Source organism: uncultured Gelidibacter sp. (assembly GCF_947500795.1).
GTDB lineage: Bacteria > Bacteroidota > Bacteroidia > Flavobacteriales > Flavobacteriaceae > Gelidibacter.
In genome coordinates this window covers 1-22,899 of the sequence record NZ_CANMTE010000009.1, presented here as the reverse complement: position 1 = coordinate 22,899, position 22,899 = coordinate 1, and the positions used below count along the sequence as shown (strand labels likewise).

Sequence of the window (22,899 nt, the reverse complement as noted above, 5' to 3'; positions counted from 1 at the left end):
TCGTCAAAAAAATGGCGGTCTACGTTATTTAATTTTTTCTTTGACCGTAAATGCCTTTTTTAGCGACAACATTGCCGTGCCCTTGAAGTGATATAGAATAAAAATAATATGCATCTTTGTAAAAATTATCGCTATTGAAAACACGTGCCTTTGTTGTAGTCTTCCTATTGACAATTCTTGCTTATGGCCAGAAAGCACGTAAATATTCCAATGAATTTATGAATATTGGTGTAGATGCTGCTGCCTTAGGAATGAGTAATGCCGTGGTGTCACAATCTGCAGATGTAAACTCAGGGTATTGGAATCCTGCTGGATTGACCAAGCTGGAGGACAACCAAATAGCGTTGATGCACTCGAGTTATTTTGCGAATATTGCCAATTATAATTATCTCGCATTTGCGATGCCAATCGATGACCGAAGTGCGGTAGGCATCTCGTTGATACGATTTGGAGTAGATGATATTTTAGATACCACGCAGTTGCTTGACGACCAAGGCAACATTAATTATGATCGGATTAATCTCTTTTCTACGGCCGATTATGGACTAACCTTTTCTTATGCGCGCAAGATTCCGTTGGACGGATTTAGCTATGGCGTGAATGCCAAGGTCATCCGACGCATTATTGGTGATTTTGCTTCGTCCTGGGGATTCGGACTCGATGCGGGCATTCAGTTTCAATCTCAAAACGATTGGAAATTTGGAGTGATGGCAAGAGATATTACTACGACATTTAACGCTTGGACTTTCGATAAGGAAAAGCTCGCCGCCATTGAAGATGCTGTGGAAGGCCAAAATCAGGAAGTTCCTGAATCGACCGAGTTGACTATTCCGAAATTACAACTAGGCATGTCTAAAAAGTTTGTGTTTCACTATGATTATTCCCTAGTCACCGCATTAGATCTTAATGTACGTTTTGAGCAAAATAATGATGTGTTTTCAACCTCATTTGCAAGCATCACCCCGTCTTTAGGTTTCGAATTTGGATACACTGAATTGGTATTTTTAAGAGCGGGCGTGGGTAATTTCCAAAATGAACTCCAACTTGATAATTCTGAAAATTTAAGCTTTCAGCCTAATTTTGGAGTCGGATTCAAATACCGAGGCATTCAAATCGACTATGCGTTTACAGATATTGGCGATCAAAGTGCTGCCCTCTACTCTAACGTGTTTTCATTAAAATTAGATTTCAGCGTGTTTAGATAATTTTGTTTCAGGTTTTTGATTTCAGGTTTTATGTTTCAAGTTTCTTGGTTCTTGATTCTTGATTCTTGGTTCTTAATTCTTAATACTTGTATCTTAATTCTTTATTCTCTATTCTCTATTCTCTATTCTCTATTCTATATTCCCAATCCTCCATATTCCATCCTAACCAATTAGTTTGTAAATTTACCCAATGAAAAATTTCTTATTAGCCATACTCTCAGGATTCATCTTAGCTTTAGGTTGGCCTACTTATGGCGTTCCTCTCTTGCTTTTTATAGGTTTTGTCCCATTATTGATGATGGAACAGCGTGTCAGGGTTTCAGAAATTCGCTGGAAAAAACTGGCCGTATTCGGATACAGTTATTTCGGATTTGTCATCTGGAATTATATTACTACAAACTGGCTGCAATATGCGGACGTGTTTGGTGCTAGTTTTGCCATATTGGTCAACTCCATGTTGATGTCCATTATGATGGTGCTATACCATAGCATTGCGAAGCGTGCAACAACCAACATCAGCTTATTGTTTTTAATGTGTTTATGGATGGCCTTTGAAAAACTACACTTAGGATGGGATTTTTCGTGGCCATGGTTGAATTTAGGCAATGGATTTTCAGAATACTTTACGTGGATTCAATGGTACGAATACACAGGCACTTTTGGCGGCACCTTATGGGTTTGGATAGTGAATATTCTTATCTACAAAGGAATCTTAAAGTATGCCGCTGAAAAATCGGTAAAGTCGATTCAAACAGATGGAATTATCGTTGTAAGCATAATTTTTTTACCGATTCTAATCTCTTTAGGCATCTATCACAGTTACAACATTGAAGGTGAACAAGTAAATGTTATCGCTTTACAACCTAATATCGACCCCTATTCTGAAAAGTATAATGTGCCTAACGAGGCGGTAGCAGATTTGCTATTAACCCTGACGGACGATAAAATCACATCCAAAACAGATCTAGTGGTTGCTCCTGAAACCGTTTTTGCAGATAATGTCAAAATCAATCAGCTGGAAGACATGTACTTTAAAAGTAAACTGGATGCATACATATCGGAACATCCCAATATGAACCTGCTAACAGGAATCTCTTTTATCAATTTCATTACCGATAAATCGAAAATAAAAGAACAGTCCAATTACCATAGCAGCGGAATTTGGTATGATGACTACAATTCAGCGATGATGCTGAACAAAAGTGATAGTGTGCAACTGTATCACAAATCGAAATTGGTAGTTGGCGTCGAGACTTTACCGTATCAAGAAATTATAAAACCACTCATTGGCGATTTTATGATTGATTTAGGAGGTACACTGGCTATGAAAACCACACAAGACGAGCGGGGTGTGTTTACTACTGACAATCCAAATTTAATTGCCGCGCCCATCATTTGTTATGAGTCGGTGTACGGCGAGTTTGTAACCGGTTATGTCCAAAATGGCGCTACTGTTCTCGCTATCATCACAAACGATGCGTGGTGGGGTGAAACGCAAGGTCATAAGCAACATTTAAGTTATGCCCGCTTACGAGCGATAGAAACCCGTAGAGATATCGTTAGAAGTGCCAACACAGGCATCTCAGCGCTGATTAATGCCAAGGGAGAAATTATGTCTTCCCTAGATTATAATACACAAGGCGCTTTGGCAGGCACATTAACCACCAACGAAAAAATCACGTTCTACACACGCGCCGGCGATTATATAGCACGCATCGCGATTTTCGTAGCACTATTTGTGTTTCTGATTACGATGTTTAGAAGGAGTAGGGTTTCTTGAGGTGTGAGGTTGGAGGTTGGAGGTGTGAGGTTGGAGGTGTGAGTTGAGGAGTTTATGGGTTTATGGGTTTATGGGTTTATGGGTTTATGGGTTTATGGGTTTATGGGTTTATGTAAGTTTGAAATTTCGTTCTGAATTCTTGAAAACACACTTACTACATATCACAACTTATAATTATACAAATAAACTTTAAATCGGTTTCAGTTTCATTTTCAAATTCAGCTTCAACTTCAATTTCTGCTTCAATTTCAACTTCAAAAATCATCAACCCGCCCGTACCGAAAACGGACGTTCGGGCGGGTCGTAAATCGTAAATCCCAACTCCCCTACTGCCCCCTATAATACAACACCGTACTCAAGGTCTTCACCATAATATTGAGATCCAAAAAGAAGCTTCTATGCTTAATGTAGAAAAGATCGTACTGTAACTTTACATGACTTTCATCAACAGAGGCACCGTACCTTGTTTTCACCTGCGCCCAGCCGGTGAGTCCAGGTTTTACGATATGTCGGGTTTCATAAAACGGAATGGATTGTGAGAGTTCATTAATAAAGCATGGACGTTCAGGGCGCGGACCAATAACACTCATGTCGCCCTTGAGTATGTTTATAAACTGAGGAATTTCATCAATCCGACTGCGCCTTAGAAACCTTCCAAATTTAGTGATTCTGGAATCATTAAATTCAGCCCACTTCGCCCCATTTGCTTCTGCATTGACAATCATTGTGCGCAGTTTAATAATCTTAAAAACTTTTCCGTTTTTACCAACGCGTTCCTGTCTGTAAAACAGAGGACCTTTATTGCCGCAAAGATTGCCGACGAGAATAAACGGCAGCATCAATAGCCCACAAAACAAGCCAAACACTGAAAACAGGATATCAAAAAGACGGTTAAAAAAGAGGTATAAGGTATTCTGATTACTGCGACTGAAAGGGAAGTACTTATAAAAATCCTTACCGATAAACTGTAGCGGAACGCGATAGGTAATTTCTTCATACACCTGGGTATACTCGCGAATGGTAAATCCACGTTCTAAAAGCAGCATCAAATCGTTGTAAATTTCTGTGGTTATCGTTTCCGAATCGTAACTCGCTACAACTACTTCCGATATACTCTGCGCTTTAATGACCTGCATCAAAGCATGGGGTGGGTACTCTTGTATGGTCCTCGATTTCTGAGCATTTTCCTTTGGACCATGACAATTGATAAATCCAACAATCTTATAATTGGGATCTGCCTGAACGAGCCCTTTCACGAAATCGTCCAAATGCGCCACTTCGCCCACCAACAATACCTTTTTATAAAATCGCGGCGAAGCAATTAACTTTGTGTAAGCGGTTCGCCAAGCAAAGATGGAAAAGATAATGGTAAGATAAAAATAGACGATCTGATGGCGTTTATCCGGCAAGAAAGGCGTTAATATGGGGGTTAAAAAATACAATATGGCAGCGGTAGAAACTGCAAATACGACATTCCTAAAGGTTACATCCAATCTGCTCGATTTCTGTAGATCATAGAGTTCGAATACGGTCCCGAAAACAGCGATGTAAAAAAGAAGGATAAGAACGGCCGTACGATTATTCCAACTGATCTCTAAAAATTCCTTCTCAAAAAAGAGTCCCAATACATAAAGTCCGAGTAGCACCATCAGCAAATCGAAACCTCTGAGCAGAAGTTTACGCTCTGAAACTTGAAAATGGATGGCTTTCTTTGACATTAGTTAGGATAGTCTTCAAGCGAAGATAATAAGTCTTCACAATTATGCAAGAATTTAGAGAAATTTATAAAAAAATGTCTAATTATTAATAATTTCTCTTTTGACAAGATTAAAATTTTATAAAAATTTTATTTTGGGAAGACTTCGAAATTCCCGTTAATAATTCAAAACCATTCGGTATTCAGTATTCAGTTTTCAGTCCTCAGTATTCAGTCCTCAGTATTCAGTCCTCAGTATTCAGTCTTCAGAATCCAGTATTCAGAATCCAGTATTCAGAATTCAGTATTCGCTATTCAAAATTCAGTATTCGTTATTCCCCTTTCTCTATTCTCTATTCTTTATTCTTATTGCTTTATTCTCAACACCTCATCCCAAAGCCCCCGAACCTTTCCCCAATCAAATTGCTCAACTTTAAGTCTTGCGTTAACCGCTAAAGCCGCAGCATGAGAAGGGTTCTCAAAAAGCGCACAAATTGCATCTGCCATTGCTACTTTATCATCGGGCGGAACCAAAATTCCATCCACACCATTATTGATTAAATTTGGCATCCCTCCCACATTTGTTGACACTACAGGAAGTCCCAATGCCATGGCTTCAATAACACTCACCGGGGTATTATCGTAATTGGTGGTGTTTATAAATACATTATAGTTTTTGGAAAGTGCAATCCACTCAGACTTTGCAAGTTTGCCAGTAAAAGTAACCTCAACATCAAGAGCATCGGCAAATGCTTTTACCTCAGCTAAACTTCCATCCGCATCTGGTCCGACCATGGTTAGGTTAGCCTTAGAACCACGTTTTCGGAGCTCATGCAGTATCTCGATAGCTAATGTAGGGTTGTAAATTTTAGAAAAGGAGCGCACCCATAACAATTTCGGAAAATCAAATGTTTTTGGACTGTATGCGTAGTTTTCTAGGGTGATGACATTCGGAATATAAACCACGTTTCTAAATCCAAAAGCTTCAAAACGTTCTTTTAAATATAACGAGGGCGACACACTTACAGAAGCATGTTCAAAAAGCTGTTTAGACAATTTTGGGGAGTGCTTTAAACGGTGTGGCAAATTACCACCATGAAGAATCGGAACATAAGGCAACTTCAAAATTTTGCATAATCGACTCACCAACACCGCATAATAAAAATTCTGAGTACTATAAGTGTCAATAAGTACGATGTCCGTTTTTTTACGAGTACTGAATGTTGTCCATAACATTTCCAATAGTCTGAGCACTTTATTAGTCTTCCTAGAAGTATAACGCACGGCGTAACCACTTTGCTCTAGCAAAGGACCCAAAACAGCACTGTAACCAATGTTACTCTGTGAGTTCTTGAGATGGTTTCCTACGTAGAGTACGTTTTTCATTGGTTACATTTAATAAGGCGAGTCCATATATGAAGGCTGGTGCTGCAATACGCATAGAGGAATGGTTTATTGTAGCAAACCAAAAGGCCAAAAGTGCGTAAAAATAATAATTTTTCAGATTTTTAACCCTCATATTCAATGGTTTAAAAATCAATATAGTCAAAATAACCACACCAAAAATTCCGTGTTCCGCTAAAGTCCGGCTTATTTCATTATGAGAAGTAACTTCTTGTCCATCGTCTTCAATACGTTGATCTTTAGCGCGACTTGAACCTATCCCTAAAAAAGGGCTGTCGATAAAACCTTCTATTTCATTCGAAAATAATTCGATTCGTCCTGTGGTTATATCTTCTTTCTTAATTCCTGCAGCATTTTGATTTGCATATCGTTTATCTATCAAACCACTCGATTGATTAGAACTGATAGCCCATGCTAGCGCCAATGAACCTATTACCAAAACAAAAATCCCTACTACTTGATTTCTAACCTTAGGTTTTGCTTGAAAATAATAAAATATTAAAAAAATTGTGATACACAATACGGCTGTTATCACACCACCTCTGCTAAACGTAACAACAGCTCTGTAGGATATTACTATTAAAAGTCCAACATTTAACAACCTAATTATAAGAGAAGGTGAATGTATTAAAATTCGAATAGCGACAAGAAACATCCCGAGCCCTAAGGCACTTGCAACTTGATTTGCCCCAAAGCCCCCAGCCGCCGCTCGGTTAGAACCCGTACTCGTCAAAACTTCTTTCAAATCTGGAGCATACAAATACACATATGCAGTATGGGCAATTATAGGCAACAGCATATATAATAATATATGTGACATCTGTTTAAAACTAACCTTCTTATCATAACAAAATAGAGCAGATAGTCCCAAACATACTGGTCCACTCAACACAAAAGCAATGTTCGTTCTAAAATTGGCATCAAAACTTAAAGTCGTAGAAGCAACAAAAATTGAGGGAATCAAAAACATGAGGTAAATAAAATAGGGATACCCTTTACCTGAAAGCCCTTTATAAAACATCCCCATCAATAGAAAAAGGATGACCATATATTTTCCTGCTTCATAAGAAACAGCCCCTTTGGTTGTCCTTAAAAACACCTCAGCACCAACAAAATAGGCACAAGCCTTTAAAACTTCAAACGTTTTTTCTTTTTCTGAAACCACTATAATGCGGTAAGTGAAATAAAATAGTGCCGCAAAAAAATAAAGTTTAGCAAGACTCTCGTTGAGATAAATTAAAATACCTAGAGCCACATGGAACCCAACAACACTGATATAGGTAATATTAGTCTTCAATTTAAAATGTTATAGGGCGTTGAATTTATATAGGGTTGCAAATTATTTTAAATTAGTTTCCATTATGTTCTTAGGGTAAATAAGTTCATAATTAGGAAAATATTTTTTTATAATCGTCTAATGGAAATTTGTAATGGTAGCTTTTTCCTAACAAAAGGACAGTAGCATGGATAATAAAAACAGGCACAAAAGGCCTTCCAAATTTTAAAAAACGATCATAAGTAGTATTCTTATAATTACAAATCAAAAATGGGACAATATTTGAATTAAGGTAATTTCTCATGACTTGTTCTTTATCAATAATGACATCTTCTACAAATGAACGGTGTTGCACCTTTTGTCCATTTCTGGATAACTTATATACTTCTATCACGGATAAAGGCTCGCTTTGTTCACTATAAAACAACATGCCCCATGAGGCATCAATTAAAATCCATTTTTGCAATTCCTTACTAAAAATTTCATTAAACGAATGACCTCCATTCGTTCTATTAAATGGCGCACTTGTGGTACCCCATTCTCTTACTTGAATGCCGTTAATCACACACAAATTATTGAATACCTGTGCAATATCACTACAGACCCCTCCTTTTCCGTAAAGTAATATTTTAAGAGCTTGATCTGACGAGGTGCTCAGTCCAGGACCTACTTTGGTGTGATGGTATAACCACAACACCATGTGTTTGACACAATCGAGATCTGTTCTCGGTTTTTCTAACTCAAAAATAAGGTCATTAATTTCAAAAAATGTACTAGGAATGGTGGCCTTGTCATTCAAAGTATTGTAAGCAATAGGCTCTATAGCAGTAATGCTAGAATTTTTGGACAACAACCAGAATCGGCAGATATACAAAAAAGGATGTCGTTTTAAAATCCAACGTAGTTTTTTAAGCACCATTAACTAAATGACATAGAATTACTTCAGGTTAAAAATATGATTTTTTATTTAAAGGCCTAAGGATATTCCCATATAATGAATCACTATAAAACCTCTTGAAGTAAACGTTGGTTATAATAATCATAACTAAAGCGCTTTATATAGGTCACGGAATTGTTTTTCATTTGTTGATAAACAGTAACTTCCATAGTAAGTAATTGGGTGAGACAATGCATCAATGATAAAACATCTAATGTTGGCATTATATAACCGTTTTCACCGTCCTTGATATAATGACTAATGGAAGACACATTAGAAACTATAGGAATACAGCCATAATTCATGGCCTCGGCAATCACTTTTGGAAAGCCTTCTGATTCTGATGGCAATAAAATGCCATGAGATTTCATGTAAATTTGATGCACTTCTGTTCGAGAGAGATGGCCATGAATTATAAAAGGTAATTTTAAGGCCTCCACACGTTTTTTATAGGTTTCTATTTGTGGCCCAGAACCAACTAAGTGAATCAAACCTATCTTTTGTCTTGCCTCTAATTCTAGCTCCTCTACTGCCGCAATAATTAGATCTACACCTTTAGCCGCTTCCAACCGCCCGACAAAACAGAGTTCCAAAGGAATCTGAAATGATTTGGAGGCCATTACCATTTGCCCTGATAAAATTTCTTGTTCAGTTAAACACGGGTTTTCAAAACTTAAACAGTGTTTTGGTTGATCTTCCCAAAATCCATTAATAGTGACGGGGCGTGATTGTTTTTCTAACAGCCATTTTTGAATTGAATACGCAAGAGGCGCATCACTTTGTTTCCAGTTCCCGGCATATTTAAACCATCCCTTTTTTCGGTTGAAAACTAATAAATAAGGTATTACAAACACACCTATCCCTGTAGGAGCCCTAAATTGAAAATAATCGGATTCTCTAAGAGCCTTACGTATTATCGCAATGACTTTGGGAGATTGAAATAGGATTCCCAATTTAGCTCTCACAGTACGCCCACCAACCGCAGGTAATGCTACAAATTTTATCTGATCAGAAAGATAAGGCATCGCGTTGGGTGGTGCGGGTGAATCGTGCAACATGGCGACATGCGTAATGCTATCGAAAATCTGTAAAAGATGATTGATTTCTGTCACTGTAGACCCCAACCCTACTACACTTCCGTCAGGAAGCAGATAGTGTTCTGTATGAGAGATTATGGTTAAGGTTTTCATGGCAAATGTATGAGATACTGTTTTATAATATGGTCCCAACTATGTTGCTGAACCCAATGTTTTGCTTGTGTTTTAAACTTTTGAGGATGATTTATTATTGCACTAATACTCGTTCTAACGGCAGCCACATCCTGAGCATCAACCAAAAACCCAGAAACACCATCATTGATGGCATCTTCTATCCCGCACCCCTTAGAACCGATGCTCGGTATTCCTAAAGCGTTGGCCTCTAAAATTGCTATTCCAAAACCTTCCACATCGCCGGCCTCGCTCTCTGTACTTAGCATTACAAACACATCCGTCGCTAAAAGAGATGCTTTTAAAGTGGCATCATCTACAGCGCCATGAAAAGTCACATTGGCGTCTACTCCTAACACTTTCGCTTGACTTAAAAACGCTTCGGCTTCTGTGGGAATTCCAATGCAATGGTAATGAATATCAGGAAATTGATTTTTCAATTCTGGCAACAATCGAATGACTTGTAATTGCCCTTTACGAGAACTCACCCGCCCCACTGTAGTTAACGCAGGAGAACCCTTCAATGAAACTTTAGAGACATTATCAATTTGCCACTTGCTTATATCAATGCCATTAGGAATTACGTGTACGTCTCGTTTTAAATGCGCTACTAATTGTTTCGTATAATGAGATACAGCGACAATAGTTTCAAAACGTTTCAACGATAGGTCAATTGTTTTTTTTAAAATAGTTAACTTAAAATTCACTTCGGTGCCATGAATAACGGCCATTTTGGGGCGCTTGTAAAAGAGTGAACAAAAAGCGACATTCCATAAGGCAAACTTTCCAGTGGCAATCACAAAATCCGAACCTTTTAAGCCGTTATAAGTTTTTATAATCCGATGCACATACATCCGCAATCGTAGATGACGCAGTGCAATTCGATTAACTACAAACGGTAGACACACATCAAACTCACTCTCCTCTTGTTTCACCCCTCGTTGATCCGCAATCACAGTTACCTCATAATCGTTTTTAGATAAATACAACGCCAAATGATACGCATGATTCCCTATCCCTCCAGGCTGTGGTGGGAATTCTGAAGTCACGATAAGTATCTTTTTCTTCAACGCGTTTAATTATTTAATCAGTCATTGCGAGCGTAGCGAAGCAATCTCAGTCATTGCGAGCGTAGCGAAGCAATCTCAGTCATTGCGAGCGCAGCTCCACCAACCGTCATTGCGAGCGCAGCGTGGCAATCCGTTCAACAACTCACAACACATCAATCAGCGCCCCCTCCTTCAACTTTTCACTCGCCAAGCGCCAACTCCTCATCACCTGAATCAATACCACAGGCAGCAGCAAGATACTTAAGAGCACTCCAATCAACAACAGTGGTTTGTTTTTTTTAAACTGATACGGCATAATGGACAAAGGTATCGTACGGAGCAATGCCCCACGGGCCGCCGAATTGCCGTAATATTTTCTAAAATAATACAAGACGCTAGGGATTGGTCTTGGAGCAAAAAACGAGGATGGTCGAAAAGCATCCCAACTCCCCATTTCTCTTAACCCACCGGTTCCTGCTTTAACATCTATACAACTCGCATACGGATTAGAAATACTTTTAATGCCGGCTAGATATAAGCGTAAACCAAACTCACCATCACCCATCCGTTGTTTTTCAAATTGCCGATCGAACAATCCTACCTTTTCAAAAACTGATTTATAAAGCATGGCATTGCCTGTAGCGAACTGTGTTGCCAATGCAAAATAAGACCTTTCTTTTGGGATGCTTTGTCCTTCTGGATAAAAAACGCCTGCCGAAACTTGCGCCTTAAAAAAGTCCAACGCTTTCAAATGTGTCGACATCCAATCAGGTTGGATGCGTACATCATCCTCAGATAGCGCAATGAACGCACCATTAGCTTCCTGTATGGCTCTATTCCGTGCTAACCACAAAGCTTTTTCTTCCTGACGAATGACCCGAAGGTTCAAATTAAAACTTTTATAAAAATCAGATTGAAAGGGCTCCGACTGGTCTACCACTATAATTTCAAAATGCCCATAATCCTGTTTTTCAAAATCCTTTAAAACATTGCTTAAATACTCATAACGATTTAAAGTAGGAATGACAACGCTGACCAAAGGGTGTTTGGCTATTAAATTTGAAGTATAGGATTGCCATTCGGGATTAACTATAGGTTTTAAATTGAAATCAGATCGGTTAACAGACGATGTTTGCCACCATGCACGCAACTCCTTAATCGGATTATGGAGTGTTACAATACGCATCAACATAACATAAAACACCCAAGCAGGATGAAATTGTTTACGAATAAAGTGATAATTATCTCGTATTGAAACTACTTCGAATTTGCTGTACGTTTCAGCACCACCACTATACCCTGCTTGTACAGCCTGCCAAGAAAAATCATAATCTCTAGCCAATTGGGAGGTGTAGCCTTCATCCCATTGTAGTTGCTTAACAACCTCCTCTGGCAAACAAGCAACTATAGGAAACACGGTTTCGGCGGCCCTCGTCGGCAAACGAAAATAATGTGTAGGTTGGAGATATTTTAAAAATATAAAGGGCATTCAGTGAAGCTTGTTTGCGTATTGATTAAAGAAGTTATGTGGACATGTTTTTATTTAAAATTGCGGTTTTCACTTGATTATAAATAACATCTTTTTCAAAAGTTGCCTCATACATGGTTTTGAAATAACTGGACCCTAAACCGTTACCCGTTACATATGGATCTAATTTTTCACATAAATCTTGCACCGACTCTGGATTAAAACTCATGTGTTGCAATGGAAATCTATTCCTATCAATAAAATCTAATGCACCAAATGCATTGGATACCAAAACTGGAGTCCCTAAGGCTATGGCTTCTATAAATACCAGCCCGAAGGCTTCGTGAAAACTTGGCAACACAACCACATCCATTGCCTTATAAAATGCAATCATTTCGCTCACATCTAGCAGCCCTAAGAATACAACATTTTCCTCTAAATGTAAGTCTTTTACCAACTGTTGTAATTCATTTTTAAAAACACCGTTGCCCGCAATGTACAGTCGCAGAGTTTTATTTGTTGTTTGCTTTAGTGCGGCAATTGCCTTTATTACCAAAGCGTGGTTTTTATCAGCAACTAAACGACCTGGACAACCTATGTATAAAACATTTTCTTTCCTCTCTCTGTATAAAAGATCGGAATTTGATTGATGGTTAGAAATATTTGTCCAAAAAGCAATTGAACAAGTTTTATGGCTAGGCATGTTATAAACTTCTTGCATTTCTTTTTGAAGTATTTCAGAATTAGCAATAACTAAATCTGCCAATTTTAAGAATCGCTTTTTAATAATAATTTTCAACTTATTAGGTCTACTATGGCCGTATACAGTATGAAACCAAACTATATTTTTCTTCACACCTAGAATACTCCCAAATAAAAGAGCTGGATTAACATAGCTAAAATTTGACACTATTATATCAGGCTGTGTTTGTTTTACTATTTTATAAATATTTAAATAATTCCTAAAATAGCCTCCCCGTTTTTTTCCATAAAATGAGACTCCGTCTTGAATAAACGTCTCTGTTTTATGTTTTAAATAAAAGTTGACAACATCATAACCTTCCAAAGATAATTTCATGGATAATTCCTGAAAAAAACTAGATAACAAACCTTTATTGTAGGTGTATAAAATTAAAATTTTCAACCTCCTATTGATTTAATTCAAAATTCTGACTAGTATTATTTTGTTTAATTTTCAATTAAAATCATGTTGTAGCTTATAATTTTGGGCTGCAAAAAAACCTAACATTGTTAGTTTTTCCATCTACAACTTACGCTTTTAAAAAAACAAATTATCTAAACCTTCTTGATTTAATTGTTTGGGGAAATCCATTAAAATATTACCCACTGATGTCATTCCTTATATTCTCTACCATACGATATTTCGTTTCCAATCAATTGTATCGGACACAAGTAAATACCCCCTGTTTCTACACCTCACCCACCAAGCGCCAACACCTCATCACCTGAACCATCACCATAGGCAGCTGCAAGATACTAAAGAGCACTCCAAAAAAGGTTTAATGGTATAAAAACTATGATTTATCTTTTTTTGAATTGTATTAAACATTCGGATATTCAACAACATTCATTTATAATATCATTTTGAGATTTATTACAAATACCTAATTCTTTAAAAAGTTATAATAAAATCATGAGTTTAATATTTTATGATTTCAATTTATTATATAAACTGGAAGGTGTAATTACTTTTAAAACTATAATGATGCAACGCTTAAAATGATACCAAAAATCATTTGCCCTTTCTGCATTTAACTGTGATAGTTTTATCGCCCTTTCAGATTCCTTAATCCTTATAGCGTCAATACTGTTGACAAAAATATCATGAACTACTTGGCCTTCCTCTAGAGATTCAATTTGGTAATTTTTCCCAACATCAAAATACAACCGGGAGTTTTGACCTTTATATCCAATATGTTGAACCAAACTTTGATTTACACAATTAATTTTCACACCAATAACTTTTAAATAGTTGCACCATTGCCAATCAAATCGCTGTACCTTTTCTATTGAATCAAAATAAACCATTATATTCAAAACTTGTTCACGAGTAAAAAGTGTGCCAGCCGCTCCAATGGTCTCCTTAAGGCACAATTGATTATCAATAAGTTGATATGATTTATGTGCATTTGTATTAAATAATGATAATACTCCATCAGTTTTTTGAATTAATTCAAGTCCCTTTTTTAACCAATGCTTATTAAAAATCAAATCTGCATCGGCATTAAAAAAATAGTCGTCACCATTTTTCAGGAAATCCGCATACATAAAATACATATTTTTATCTGCTCGTAAATTGTTAGAATTTACATTTATTGAAGCCGCTGTTGGGAATATCGAATTTAAATATTCTTTATCATACTCGGTACTACAGTCGTCATAAACTCTAATAGATGTCTCAGCACTCAAATCTGAATTATATAGTGACTTGGCCATGATTTTTAATAAATCTTCCCTATTAAATGTTGGTATACCAATCGTGACTCTCATATAGAATAGTTGTAAAATTTTAAAAACTGTTGGATTTGCAGTTCGGAATTAAACTTTTCTTTTACCCTATTGATGGCATTACGTTTTATTAACTCTTTTTTGCTCGAATCTAATAGTATTATATCATGGAGCGTATTTGCTAAAAGTTTTGGACTCCGTTTTGGCACAACCCATCCTGTTTCCAAGTGGAGTATATTTTCTGGAAGTCCTTCAGCATCACTAACAACACACAAAAGCCCCATTGACTGAGCTTCTAAAACTGCATTACAAAAGCCTTCATGGACACTGTATTGTATATAAATATCTGCCAATTTCATTTGTTCTTTAATCTGAGCGTGAGTTTGTAATCCTAAAAGTGTTACACAGTCCATCATATTTAATTGAAATATAGCATGTTGTATAGATTCTTCTTCTGATCCACTTCCAATTATGGTGTAATGAAATGCTATTCCAAATTTTCGAAATGTGGACAGAGCTTCTAACGTATGTATTAAACCTTTTTTCCAATGCAACCTACTAACTGTAAGTAATTGAACTGTATCATTATCTTCTTTTTCAGGGGTCTCTAAACTAAATAAAGAAACATCAATTGCTGGAGTAATTTTTGAAATTGTACATTCATCATTAAATCCATTGCTATACACCAAGTCTTTTATGTCATCTGAAATTACATGTATTTTATCGAGCTTTGTCCATAATTTATTATAACAATTGGGATACTTAATGGGGTAAACTCCTATGTCAAAGCCCCGAAAACTTACAGCCATTTTGGCACCAATTGCTTTTGCAACATTTTCACGGCCTAATGCAATTGTCCCAAAACCAAAATGAATCCAATCCAGTTTTTGATATAATAAAAACTGATTTGTGATGATATTCTTGAAATTTTCTTTTAATGAAAAATTGTCTTGCTTATTTAAAAGAAATAAAGCATATGTTTTTTTAGGTGTTATAAACAGTGCTCTCATCATCACCCATATGACATTGAAAACTTTAGTAAATATGCTGCCATTTAGTTTCGGAGCTTGATAAACCTTACAATTTAAATAGTGAGTTCTATTTTTGTCATGATTAACAAACAAAACAACTTTAATTCCGTGGTTTTGCAATCCTAAAATTTTATTCCTGAAAAACGTCTCAGAATATCCCGGTAGGGCTGGCAGAACGAGACCTATTTTCATGAGTTAAAAGATTTTGCGGTAATCCCAAAAAAACTAAAGGTATTTGCAATCTGCATATCATTTTGAGCCTCAAAAACATTAGACATATATAAGCTATTGGATTGAGAATTTGGAATTTCTATAAATGATGAAAAATAACGATTTGTAAAAACGACAGGAATATGACTGATCATCTCATTTGCTTTTAACCATATATCGTCAGCATTGAGTGCCATCCTCTTAATTTTGGTTATATCATATAGTGCTTCATCAAAAAGGAAAGGCTGATACAACACCCCTCCTACTCCTGTTGCCAATAATTTGGTTGAAGGCTCACTATGATTCAATTTGTTTATATCCCAACTCCTATAATTCGTTAATATGCCATTTGAAACACCAATCTCACGAACGCGGTTCGCAATAACACAATTAGGGTTTTTTAGATGGTGGATTAACACTGTTTCTAACATTGAAATTGGATAAATCCAATCGTCATCAATGGTAACAACAAGATTATTCGGGTATTTTTTGAAAGCATAATAATATTTGGTATGCGGTTTTAAGTCATCAACAAAAAAAATCTCTAACCCTACTTTTCTTAACTGCAATAAGGATTCAGGCAAATCCCTTTCTTTATTAGGGAATTTATTACTTCCCAGCCATAGTACAACTTTTTGTGGTTTATAAGTTTGTAGCATAATGCTTTTAATAGCTATAAATACCATTGGGATTCTGTCTGGAAACGAAGTCAAGCTAACAATAATGTTGCTTGTTGAGTCTGTTTTTAGATTTCTACTAGAAAGGTTCCTATAATAAAATGGTAAAGCTCTTTTTAAAAATTTGTACAAGTACCAATAACACCACTTTTGTGGACCGTTCTCTTTCTTGACATTTTTTCTAACCAAAAATAGATTGTATAAAAAATGTAACATAAATATTTTACTAGTTTAAATACTTTTACAAAAAAACTAAATACCAATCATTTAAACCCCAATTCAAAAAGCTAATCTTCGTACTAATTTGAAGGTATATCTAAAACTGGTAATTCAATAATGAATCTACTTAAACAATTTCACTGTATAATCGTTCATGAGCTTTTATAAATGATTCAATCGAAAAGTTTGAAACACAATATACTCTTAATTTTTCACCTATAACTTGTCGTTTTTCAACACTATTTTTCTGAATCCCTTGAATTTTTTCAGCTAAATGTTCGGCATTTCCAGCTTGAAACAGTAATTCTTTAAAGTCCTTCAAGACAAAGTTGATTCCTGATATATCTGATCCTAATACGGGTGTCGCCATGCTCATCGCCTCTACTAAAGCCATTGGCATCCCTTCCTTTCTGCCTTCATTCAAAGTAGGAATTACGTAGAGGTCTGACGCTGCTATAAACGGACGCACATCTAATTTTTTTCCTAAAAATTGAATTTGTCCTTGAATCTTTAAATCTTCTATTAAGGCCATCATCATATGTCCATAATCAGAATCGTTATCACCCAAAACGGTTAGTTTTATATTTGTATCATTTAGCATAAGAATAGCTTCTATTAAAATTTCAATCCCTTTTACAGGTACTAAATTTGCAACTGTTATGATATGGAATTCTGAATCATCTAGTCGATTATTAACTTTAAATTGTTTCGGATTATAGTATTCAGTATCTATTCCAAGCGGAATTAAGCTTTGGCGCCTCTTCCATGGAAAATAATGATGCATCTCGTCGTTGATGGTAACGATAAAATCTGCAAGAAACGTTTTAATATGCCAGTGCTTGTTATCAAATCCCATGGCTTTTTTTGTATAAATCCATTTGGTACTGGCTAATTTTGCTGCCAAAGCTTCGGTCCAATCACTGCTCCATTGCCAAGAATGTACTATGTCATAATGATGTGTTCGATAAAACCTAGAAATTGTCACTATCCGAAATAAGAGTGATGAATAAGGTCTGTAAGTGGTTTTAGTTTTAAAAATCCTGATGGGCACACCTAGACTCTCAATCGTTTCAAACAAATAGCCGTCAGAATTTTCACAAGCTATTTCTATTTCAAACTTATCCTTGTCAATATGATTTACCAAATCATAAAGGACTTTACCGCTCCCTGCAGTGTTAAAATTAGGAATAGTGTAAAGAATACGAATGCGTTTCCCCATATTCTACAATGTTTTAATTACCATTGCCGGATTACCCGCAATCACACAATGGGAGGGTACATCTTTAACAACTACCGACCCAGCTCCGATTGTGACATGATTACCTATATTTATACCGCCAATTATAACCACATTCGCACCTACGGTAACATTATCCCCAATAACGGGCAGCATTGAATTATCATCGCATTTATTACCTATTGTCAAACTATTCCTAAATTGGAAATTTTGACCAATGGATTTCGCATTGATAACTGTCGCAAAAGGGTGATAGCAATTTAGGCCTCCTTTAATTTGCGAACTCCCAAATAGTTTACAATGATAGTCTTTAAAAAAAAGTTTTGTCCAATATTTAGGTTTTTGATTTATTCTCCAAAAGAAAACAACAACAAATTCAGGATAATAAATCATGAGATGCTCATACTGTTTTTGAAGTGAGTCTGGCCTAACATTACAGCCACGTACTTTTATCGTTTGTTCAATATCTTCTTTTATTATGACATCATTCAATACATACTTTTTAAAAAGACGATTTAGAATTATTTTTTTTAAAATGTGTTTGATAAATTTCATGTCAATATTTTTGGATATTGTTTTTAACATACCACTTAGAGAAGTAATATACATAAAACTTAAGTAAAATCTGAAAAGGAAAAAAAACTAAAATAATTAAATAAACACGAATCATATTGGGCAAATGGATTGGCTGTATGTCTGAAGGTATTTGATAATAGACATTAAACCGTTTTTTAAATCCCTTAGTCCTACCTACAATTTTGCCCATAGTACTAAATAATTGGCCAAATAAGTGTTGTTTATATTCTAATGGAACCTCTTGTTCAAAATACAATTGCAATTCAGATTTTATCAATCTAGACCATAAGTGAAATATCTGTGTCCCTTCTCGTTTAGAAACTTCGATAGAAGACTGTTGGTGTTTGAAATATAGATAGACATAGGTATCTAAAAAAGCTATATTACAGAGCATCCCCAATCTAATATCTAGGGCTGTATCTTCAACTGTAATTAATTCTTCATTATAAAATCCAATTTTATCAAATACGTTTCTTCTATACAGAAAACCAGGTGGCCCTACGACCGTATTCAAATCATAAAACCAAGTTAACCCCCAAAAAGGCTTTTCTTTAAAAATTATATTGTCGGTCTCATCGGTTGGTTTTAGCGTGTTATCAATCCCTTCATCGGATTTAACAAGCTTACCAAAAACGGCTTCTATGCTTTGGTGTTTCTCCAAAACCGAAACCATTTTACTCAATGCATTAGGGTAAATTTCATCATCAACATCAAATACATAAATGTACGTTCCTAAAGCATTTTTAATGCCTATATTTCTTGCTGATGCGGCACCTTGTTTTGATTCGTATAAGAGCCTTACTTTAGGATTTTGATTAATTAATCTCAAGATTTTTTCAACACTGTCATCTGTAGAATTGTTATCTACATAAATAATTTCAAAATCATCAAGAGTTTGGTTAATGATAGAATAATATGACTTTTCTATAAACTTGCCACCATTGTAGACGGGAATAATAACAGAAACCTTCATGAGCTAAAGTTATTAAAGTGTTTTTGCCAAAGTGCCAAAGTTAGCATCATACTAATTGGATGTGAGTATTTAACCCTATCCAAATTTGTAAACTTATCATAAAATTCCCTGACAATATTTTCAGGTATCAATTCATTTAACTCTTGGGAAAACAAAAAACCTCTCAACTTTTGGTCATTCGTATCGCCCAAAAATTGCAGTTCCCAATTACGCTGCACATAATGTCTGCCAAACATCTGATTAGTTTCCCGTTGTAACTTATTAACAAATCTATATGGCAAATTATAAGGAGGTCTATTAAAAGAGTAATTATTTAAATTAAAGGGTCTTTGAGCTTGCCAAGTGATATTTGAAAGAACTTTATCTTGACGTAAATGAGCAATTTGCAACTTCCTATCAGCCAAATAAGACTCTGGAATAGTGCATATAAATCGACACATCCTATCATCGTAGTACGGTAAAGTTATTGGGTGGGCTGCCTCAAAAACAGAGAGGTTTGTTGTTGTCCACCGATGTGCCCATTGGCTAGTTTTAAATGCACGTACTTTGGCGCTAACATTATCTATGGCTATATTGGCCAAAGCGGCCTCAATTCGGGAAATAAGGAAGTCGCTAAAGGTACCATCCAACCCCCAAGTATTCCATAAAATGGAGGCTAATTCCATCCCTTTAGGTTTTACCATTTTTTTTAAAAGCATCGGCACTATATCTGCATGACCAATACCTTCTGGGGCTCCACGGTCGAAAAACACATCGCCCCAATGTCCCAAAGAAAACACACCATTAAATTGCTTAAGCTGTTCTAAAACTGCCATTTGCCTGGGGTGTGTAAACTCTGAAAAACAACCATTTAGCTTTGCAATATCATCAATTTTATTCCATAAATATCCCTTTGGTATTTTGAGCGCCGTAAATTCAAATCCGCAATTTTGTGCTATTTTTTCTGCAATTTTGGTTTCTGGGTAACCATCCTTAAATTCATAACTATAAGACTGGACATTTGCTCCTAAATCTTTTAAAACTTTAGCTTGACTTCTACTGTCTAGCCCTCCTGACAAGGGCAGTATAATTTGTCTTCCTTGAGATTGTTCACTCATTATTTTAGTTAAAAGCTCAATATAATCTTCAAGTATCTCATCAAAACTTGCTTTCTTAGGCTCATAATACCATTTAAAATATTGGTTTTTATCCACTATGTAACCTTGAGAATCCAATGTGTATTCATGAGCTGGCAAAAGACATTTCACGTTTTTTAAATGGGTGTCATCATCCATAAAAAAACCTGTAGCCACAAAAATGCATAGAGCTTCTAAATGTAATTCATGACTAGCTTTAGTTTTAGCAAATTGTTGTTGTGAAGGTAATATAGAGGTCTTTATAACTGGCATAAGGCGAAGATAAGAATAGATTTAGTCATGATGCACTACAAAACCAATTATCAGTTTTATACTACATTAATATATCTCTGTAGGACTAAATTAATTCAAAGTGAAATTTTGTATTTAATAATCGATTTAACTAACAACTTAATTTCAACTAATAATGGCAACCTAAAACCCCAAATCTTGTTTATTTTAATATAATCCATAAAGGTCTGTAAATTAAATAATGTTCTTTTAAGAAAATAATCCTTAAGCATCCTTGTTTCTATAATATCAAAATAGTTTAGAAGTCCTTCCTTGGAGTAAAATGTGTTGGAATTAACGATATTTCTTTTTAAAACTTGATATTTGGCAATTTCATCCTTACTTAAAATCTCTTCTCTAAAAAGCAGTTTTCTTAATAAGAAGATGTCCTGATCAGTCCAGTTATAGTCAATGTATGATAACGCATTCAATTTAATTTCTAAATTATGCCTTTTTTTTATCTGATGCCTGCTCTTCGACACTTGACATTTATGCTCCCTATACCTTAGTAATACTTCAGGTAGATTTCGTAACTCTCCAAACTGCATAAGCCGTACCCAAAAATCGTAATCTTCAGAGGGTTCTTTTTCGGGCGAATAAGCAAGATGATGACGATCTAACTTGGACTTTCGAAGCATCACAGTGGGATGCGCAAAACAACTCTTATATAATAACTGTGCCTTTGTGTCCTCATTACTTAATGGTAAACTTTTGATTTCGCCTGTGTTCAGGATACTGTAATTAGTTCCACATGCAATTGTTTGCGTATGGTGCTCCATAAAAGCCACTTGCAGTTCAAATCTATTAGGCAAACTTATGTCATCACCATCCATACGTGCAATAAACCTCCCTTTTGCCAGGGACAACCCTATATTTAAACTATTAGTCAACCCTGTGTTTTTGGGTTTTTCAACAATCTGGATTCGTGAATCATTAAAAGATTTAACTATAGAAAGCGTAGTATCTGTAGAAGCATCGTCTATAATAATAAACTCAAAATCAGAATAAGTTTGACCAAGAATACTATCAATGGCTTCAGCTACATAGGCAGCACAATTATAAACCGGCATGACCACCGTAATTTTGGGGTGTGCGTGCATCATTCTAATTTATTAATTCCTCATTAAAAAATACTAAATTTTCACCTTTTTTAAAATGAGAGAATTTATATTTATTCATGGCAGAAAAAACGCGATCTTGACATCCTGGATAAAACCTATCGTGCAATTCTATAATCAAACAACGTGTTTTCGGTAACCAACTTTCATAGTTCTTTTCAAAAAGTGATATTTCTGCCCCCTCAATATCAATTTTCAATATATCTATAATTTCTATATGCTCTTTTTTCATCAAAGACTGAACACTAATTGTTTTAACAGAAGCTACAATAGATTTAGCCTCCTTCACTTCTGATGCCGATTTAGTTATAAATCCCGATTTCCCTAACCCCTCATCTAAAATTTCCAAAGTTTTATTCTCTGTATGATGCAAGGCATTTTGCAAACATATTACATTGTTATAGGACTTTATATTCTTTTGTAATACCGAAATATTCGAAAGTTCAGGCTCTATAGAATATATATTAGCTTTAGGATAACGTTGAGAATAATACACGGCTGCCAAACCCACGTTGGCTCCAGCATCAATAATAACTCGTGGAATAAAGGGATAGTCTATTTCATATTCTTTAGCATCAAATATTTGTCTAAAAGTGGATTGATCGGACGTATAACGCCGCAAGTAGATAGTTTGTTTGTAGTGCGGGATAAAAATAGTAATTGTGGTGTCATCTTTAAACTTCATATACTTAATATGCCCAAGTTGAAGTTTAATAAACTCCTTTAGACCTTGATATTTATAAGTATAAAATATTTTAAATAGCTCAAACATAGTATTTAGTTTAACATTAAAAATAAAAAAACGTGTTTGAAAATAAATGATAGAACATTATAAGTAGCTGTACCATGTTTATTTTTTAAAATATAATTCAACTGGGCGTAATGTAAGCTTCCCCTAAAACCGAACTGTTTAAAAGTAGAATAATTATCTTAATTTAGACAGTATTATGAGAAAGAGCA

General features: G+C 35.6%; 19 protein-coding genes. 2 read left to right on the top strand and 17 right to left on the bottom strand.

What is annotated here, in order from left to right; all coding sequences use genetic code 11:
* The first annotated feature begins 134 nt into the window (after positions 1-134).
* Positions 135-1,205: a PorV/PorQ family protein gene (locus Q0947_RS14795; protein ID WP_299399543.1), complete on the top strand. Its 1,071-nt coding sequence runs from the start codon at positions 135-137 to the stop codon at positions 1,203-1,205.
* Between the two features lie 190 nt (positions 1,206-1,395).
* Positions 1,396-2,985, top strand: a complete 1,590-nt coding sequence (gene lnt / locus Q0947_RS14790; RefSeq protein ID WP_299399540.1) for an apolipoprotein N-acyltransferase — start codon at positions 1,396-1,398, stop codon at positions 2,983-2,985.
* 326 nt (positions 2,986-3,311) lie between these two features.
* Here lnt and Q0947_RS14785 read toward each other — a convergent pair whose 3' ends face one another.
* The 17 genes from Q0947_RS14785 to Q0947_RS14705 all read right to left on the bottom strand — a co-directional run bounded on the left by Q0947_RS14785 (position 3,312) and on the right by Q0947_RS14705 (position 22,711).
* Positions 3,312-4,703 carry an exopolysaccharide biosynthesis polyprenyl glycosylphosphotransferase gene (locus Q0947_RS14785; RefSeq protein ID WP_299399536.1) on the bottom strand — a complete coding sequence of 464 codons (1,392 nt, stop codon included), beginning with the start codon at positions 4,701-4,703 and terminating at the stop codon, positions 3,312-3,314.
* A gap of 344 nt (positions 4,704-5,047) precedes the next feature.
* Positions 5,048-6,067: a glycosyltransferase family 4 protein gene (locus Q0947_RS14780; RefSeq protein WP_299399532.1), complete on the bottom strand. Its 1,020-nt coding sequence runs from the start codon at positions 6,065-6,067 to the stop codon at positions 5,048-5,050.
* On the bottom strand, positions 6,018-7,382 hold the full coding sequence (locus tag Q0947_RS14775) for an O-antigen ligase family protein (protein WP_299399529.1): 1,365 nt from the start codon (positions 7,380-7,382) through the stop codon (positions 6,018-6,020). The genes Q0947_RS14780 and Q0947_RS14775 overlap by 50 nt, the downstream gene beginning before the upstream one ends.
* A 91-nt stretch (positions 7,383-7,473) precedes the next feature.
* The gene (locus Q0947_RS14770) at positions 7,474-8,235 is read right to left on the bottom strand and encodes a transglutaminase-like domain-containing protein (protein WP_299399526.1); all 762 of its coding nucleotides are present in this window, start codon (positions 8,233-8,235) and stop codon (positions 7,474-7,476) included.
* A 128-nt stretch (positions 8,236-8,363) separates the two neighbouring features.
* Complete coding sequence (locus tag Q0947_RS14765; protein WP_299399522.1) at positions 8,364-9,488, bottom strand: glycosyltransferase; 1,125 nt, start codon at positions 9,486-9,488, stop codon at positions 8,364-8,366.
* A complete protein-coding gene (locus Q0947_RS14760; protein WP_299399519.1) occupies positions 9,485-10,576 on the bottom strand; it encodes a glycosyltransferase family 4 protein in 1,092 nt (363 codons plus the stop codon). The genes Q0947_RS14765 and Q0947_RS14760 overlap by 4 nt, the downstream gene beginning before the upstream one ends.
* Positions 10,577-10,718: 142 nt before the next feature.
* Positions 10,719-12,044 carry a glycosyltransferase family 2 protein gene (locus tag Q0947_RS14755; protein WP_299399515.1) on the bottom strand — a complete coding sequence of 442 codons (1,326 nt, stop codon included), beginning with the start codon at positions 12,042-12,044 and terminating at the stop codon, positions 10,719-10,721.
* A 34-nt stretch (positions 12,045-12,078) separates the two neighbouring features.
* Complete coding sequence (locus Q0947_RS14750; protein ID WP_299399511.1) at positions 12,079-13,167, bottom strand: glycosyltransferase family 4 protein; 1,089 nt, start codon at positions 13,165-13,167, stop codon at positions 12,079-12,081.
* A gap of 524 nt (positions 13,168-13,691) precedes the next feature.
* Positions 13,692-14,534 carry a glycosyltransferase gene (locus Q0947_RS14745; RefSeq protein WP_299399508.1) on the bottom strand — a complete coding sequence of 281 codons (843 nt, stop codon included), beginning with the start codon at positions 14,532-14,534 and terminating at the stop codon, positions 13,692-13,694.
* Positions 14,531-15,715 carry a glycosyltransferase family 4 protein gene (locus tag Q0947_RS14740; protein WP_299399505.1) on the bottom strand — a complete coding sequence of 395 codons (1,185 nt, stop codon included), beginning with the start codon at positions 15,713-15,715 and terminating at the stop codon, positions 14,531-14,533. The genes Q0947_RS14745 and Q0947_RS14740 overlap by 4 nt, the downstream gene beginning before the upstream one ends.
* Positions 15,712-16,626 carry a hypothetical protein gene (locus Q0947_RS14735; RefSeq protein ID WP_299399502.1) on the bottom strand — a complete coding sequence of 305 codons (915 nt, stop codon included), beginning with the start codon at positions 16,624-16,626 and terminating at the stop codon, positions 15,712-15,714. Before Q0947_RS14735 ends, Q0947_RS14740 begins: the two co-directional genes overlap by 4 nt.
* Before the next feature lie 130 nt (positions 16,627-16,756).
* Entirely contained in the window at positions 16,757-17,848 is a 1,092-nt protein-coding gene (locus Q0947_RS14730) for a glycosyltransferase (RefSeq protein ID WP_299399499.1), read from the bottom strand.
* 3 nt (positions 17,849-17,851) lie between these two features.
* Positions 17,852-18,421: a hypothetical protein gene (locus Q0947_RS14725; RefSeq protein ID WP_299399496.1), complete on the bottom strand. Its 570-nt coding sequence runs from the start codon at positions 18,419-18,421 to the stop codon at positions 17,852-17,854.
* A gap of 1 nt (position 18,422) precedes the next feature.
* Positions 18,423-19,415 (bottom strand): glycosyltransferase family 2 protein, encoded by a 993-nt coding sequence (locus Q0947_RS14720; protein WP_299399493.1) that lies wholly within the window; start codon positions 19,413-19,415, stop codon positions 18,423-18,425.
* Positions 19,412-20,608: an asparagine synthase-related protein gene (locus tag Q0947_RS14715; protein ID WP_299399490.1), complete on the bottom strand. Its 1,197-nt coding sequence runs from the start codon at positions 20,606-20,608 to the stop codon at positions 19,412-19,414. Before Q0947_RS14715 ends, Q0947_RS14720 begins: the two co-directional genes overlap by 4 nt.
* 290 nt (positions 20,609-20,898) lie before the next feature.
* The gene (locus tag Q0947_RS14710) at positions 20,899-21,924 is read right to left on the bottom strand and encodes a glycosyltransferase (RefSeq protein ID WP_299399487.1); all 1,026 of its coding nucleotides are present in this window, start codon (positions 21,922-21,924) and stop codon (positions 20,899-20,901) included.
* Position 21,925: 1 nt separating this feature from the next.
* Positions 21,926-22,711: an FkbM family methyltransferase gene (locus Q0947_RS14705; protein WP_299399484.1), complete on the bottom strand. Its 786-nt coding sequence runs from the start codon at positions 22,709-22,711 to the stop codon at positions 21,926-21,928.
* Positions 22,712-22,899: the final 188 nt, after the last annotated feature.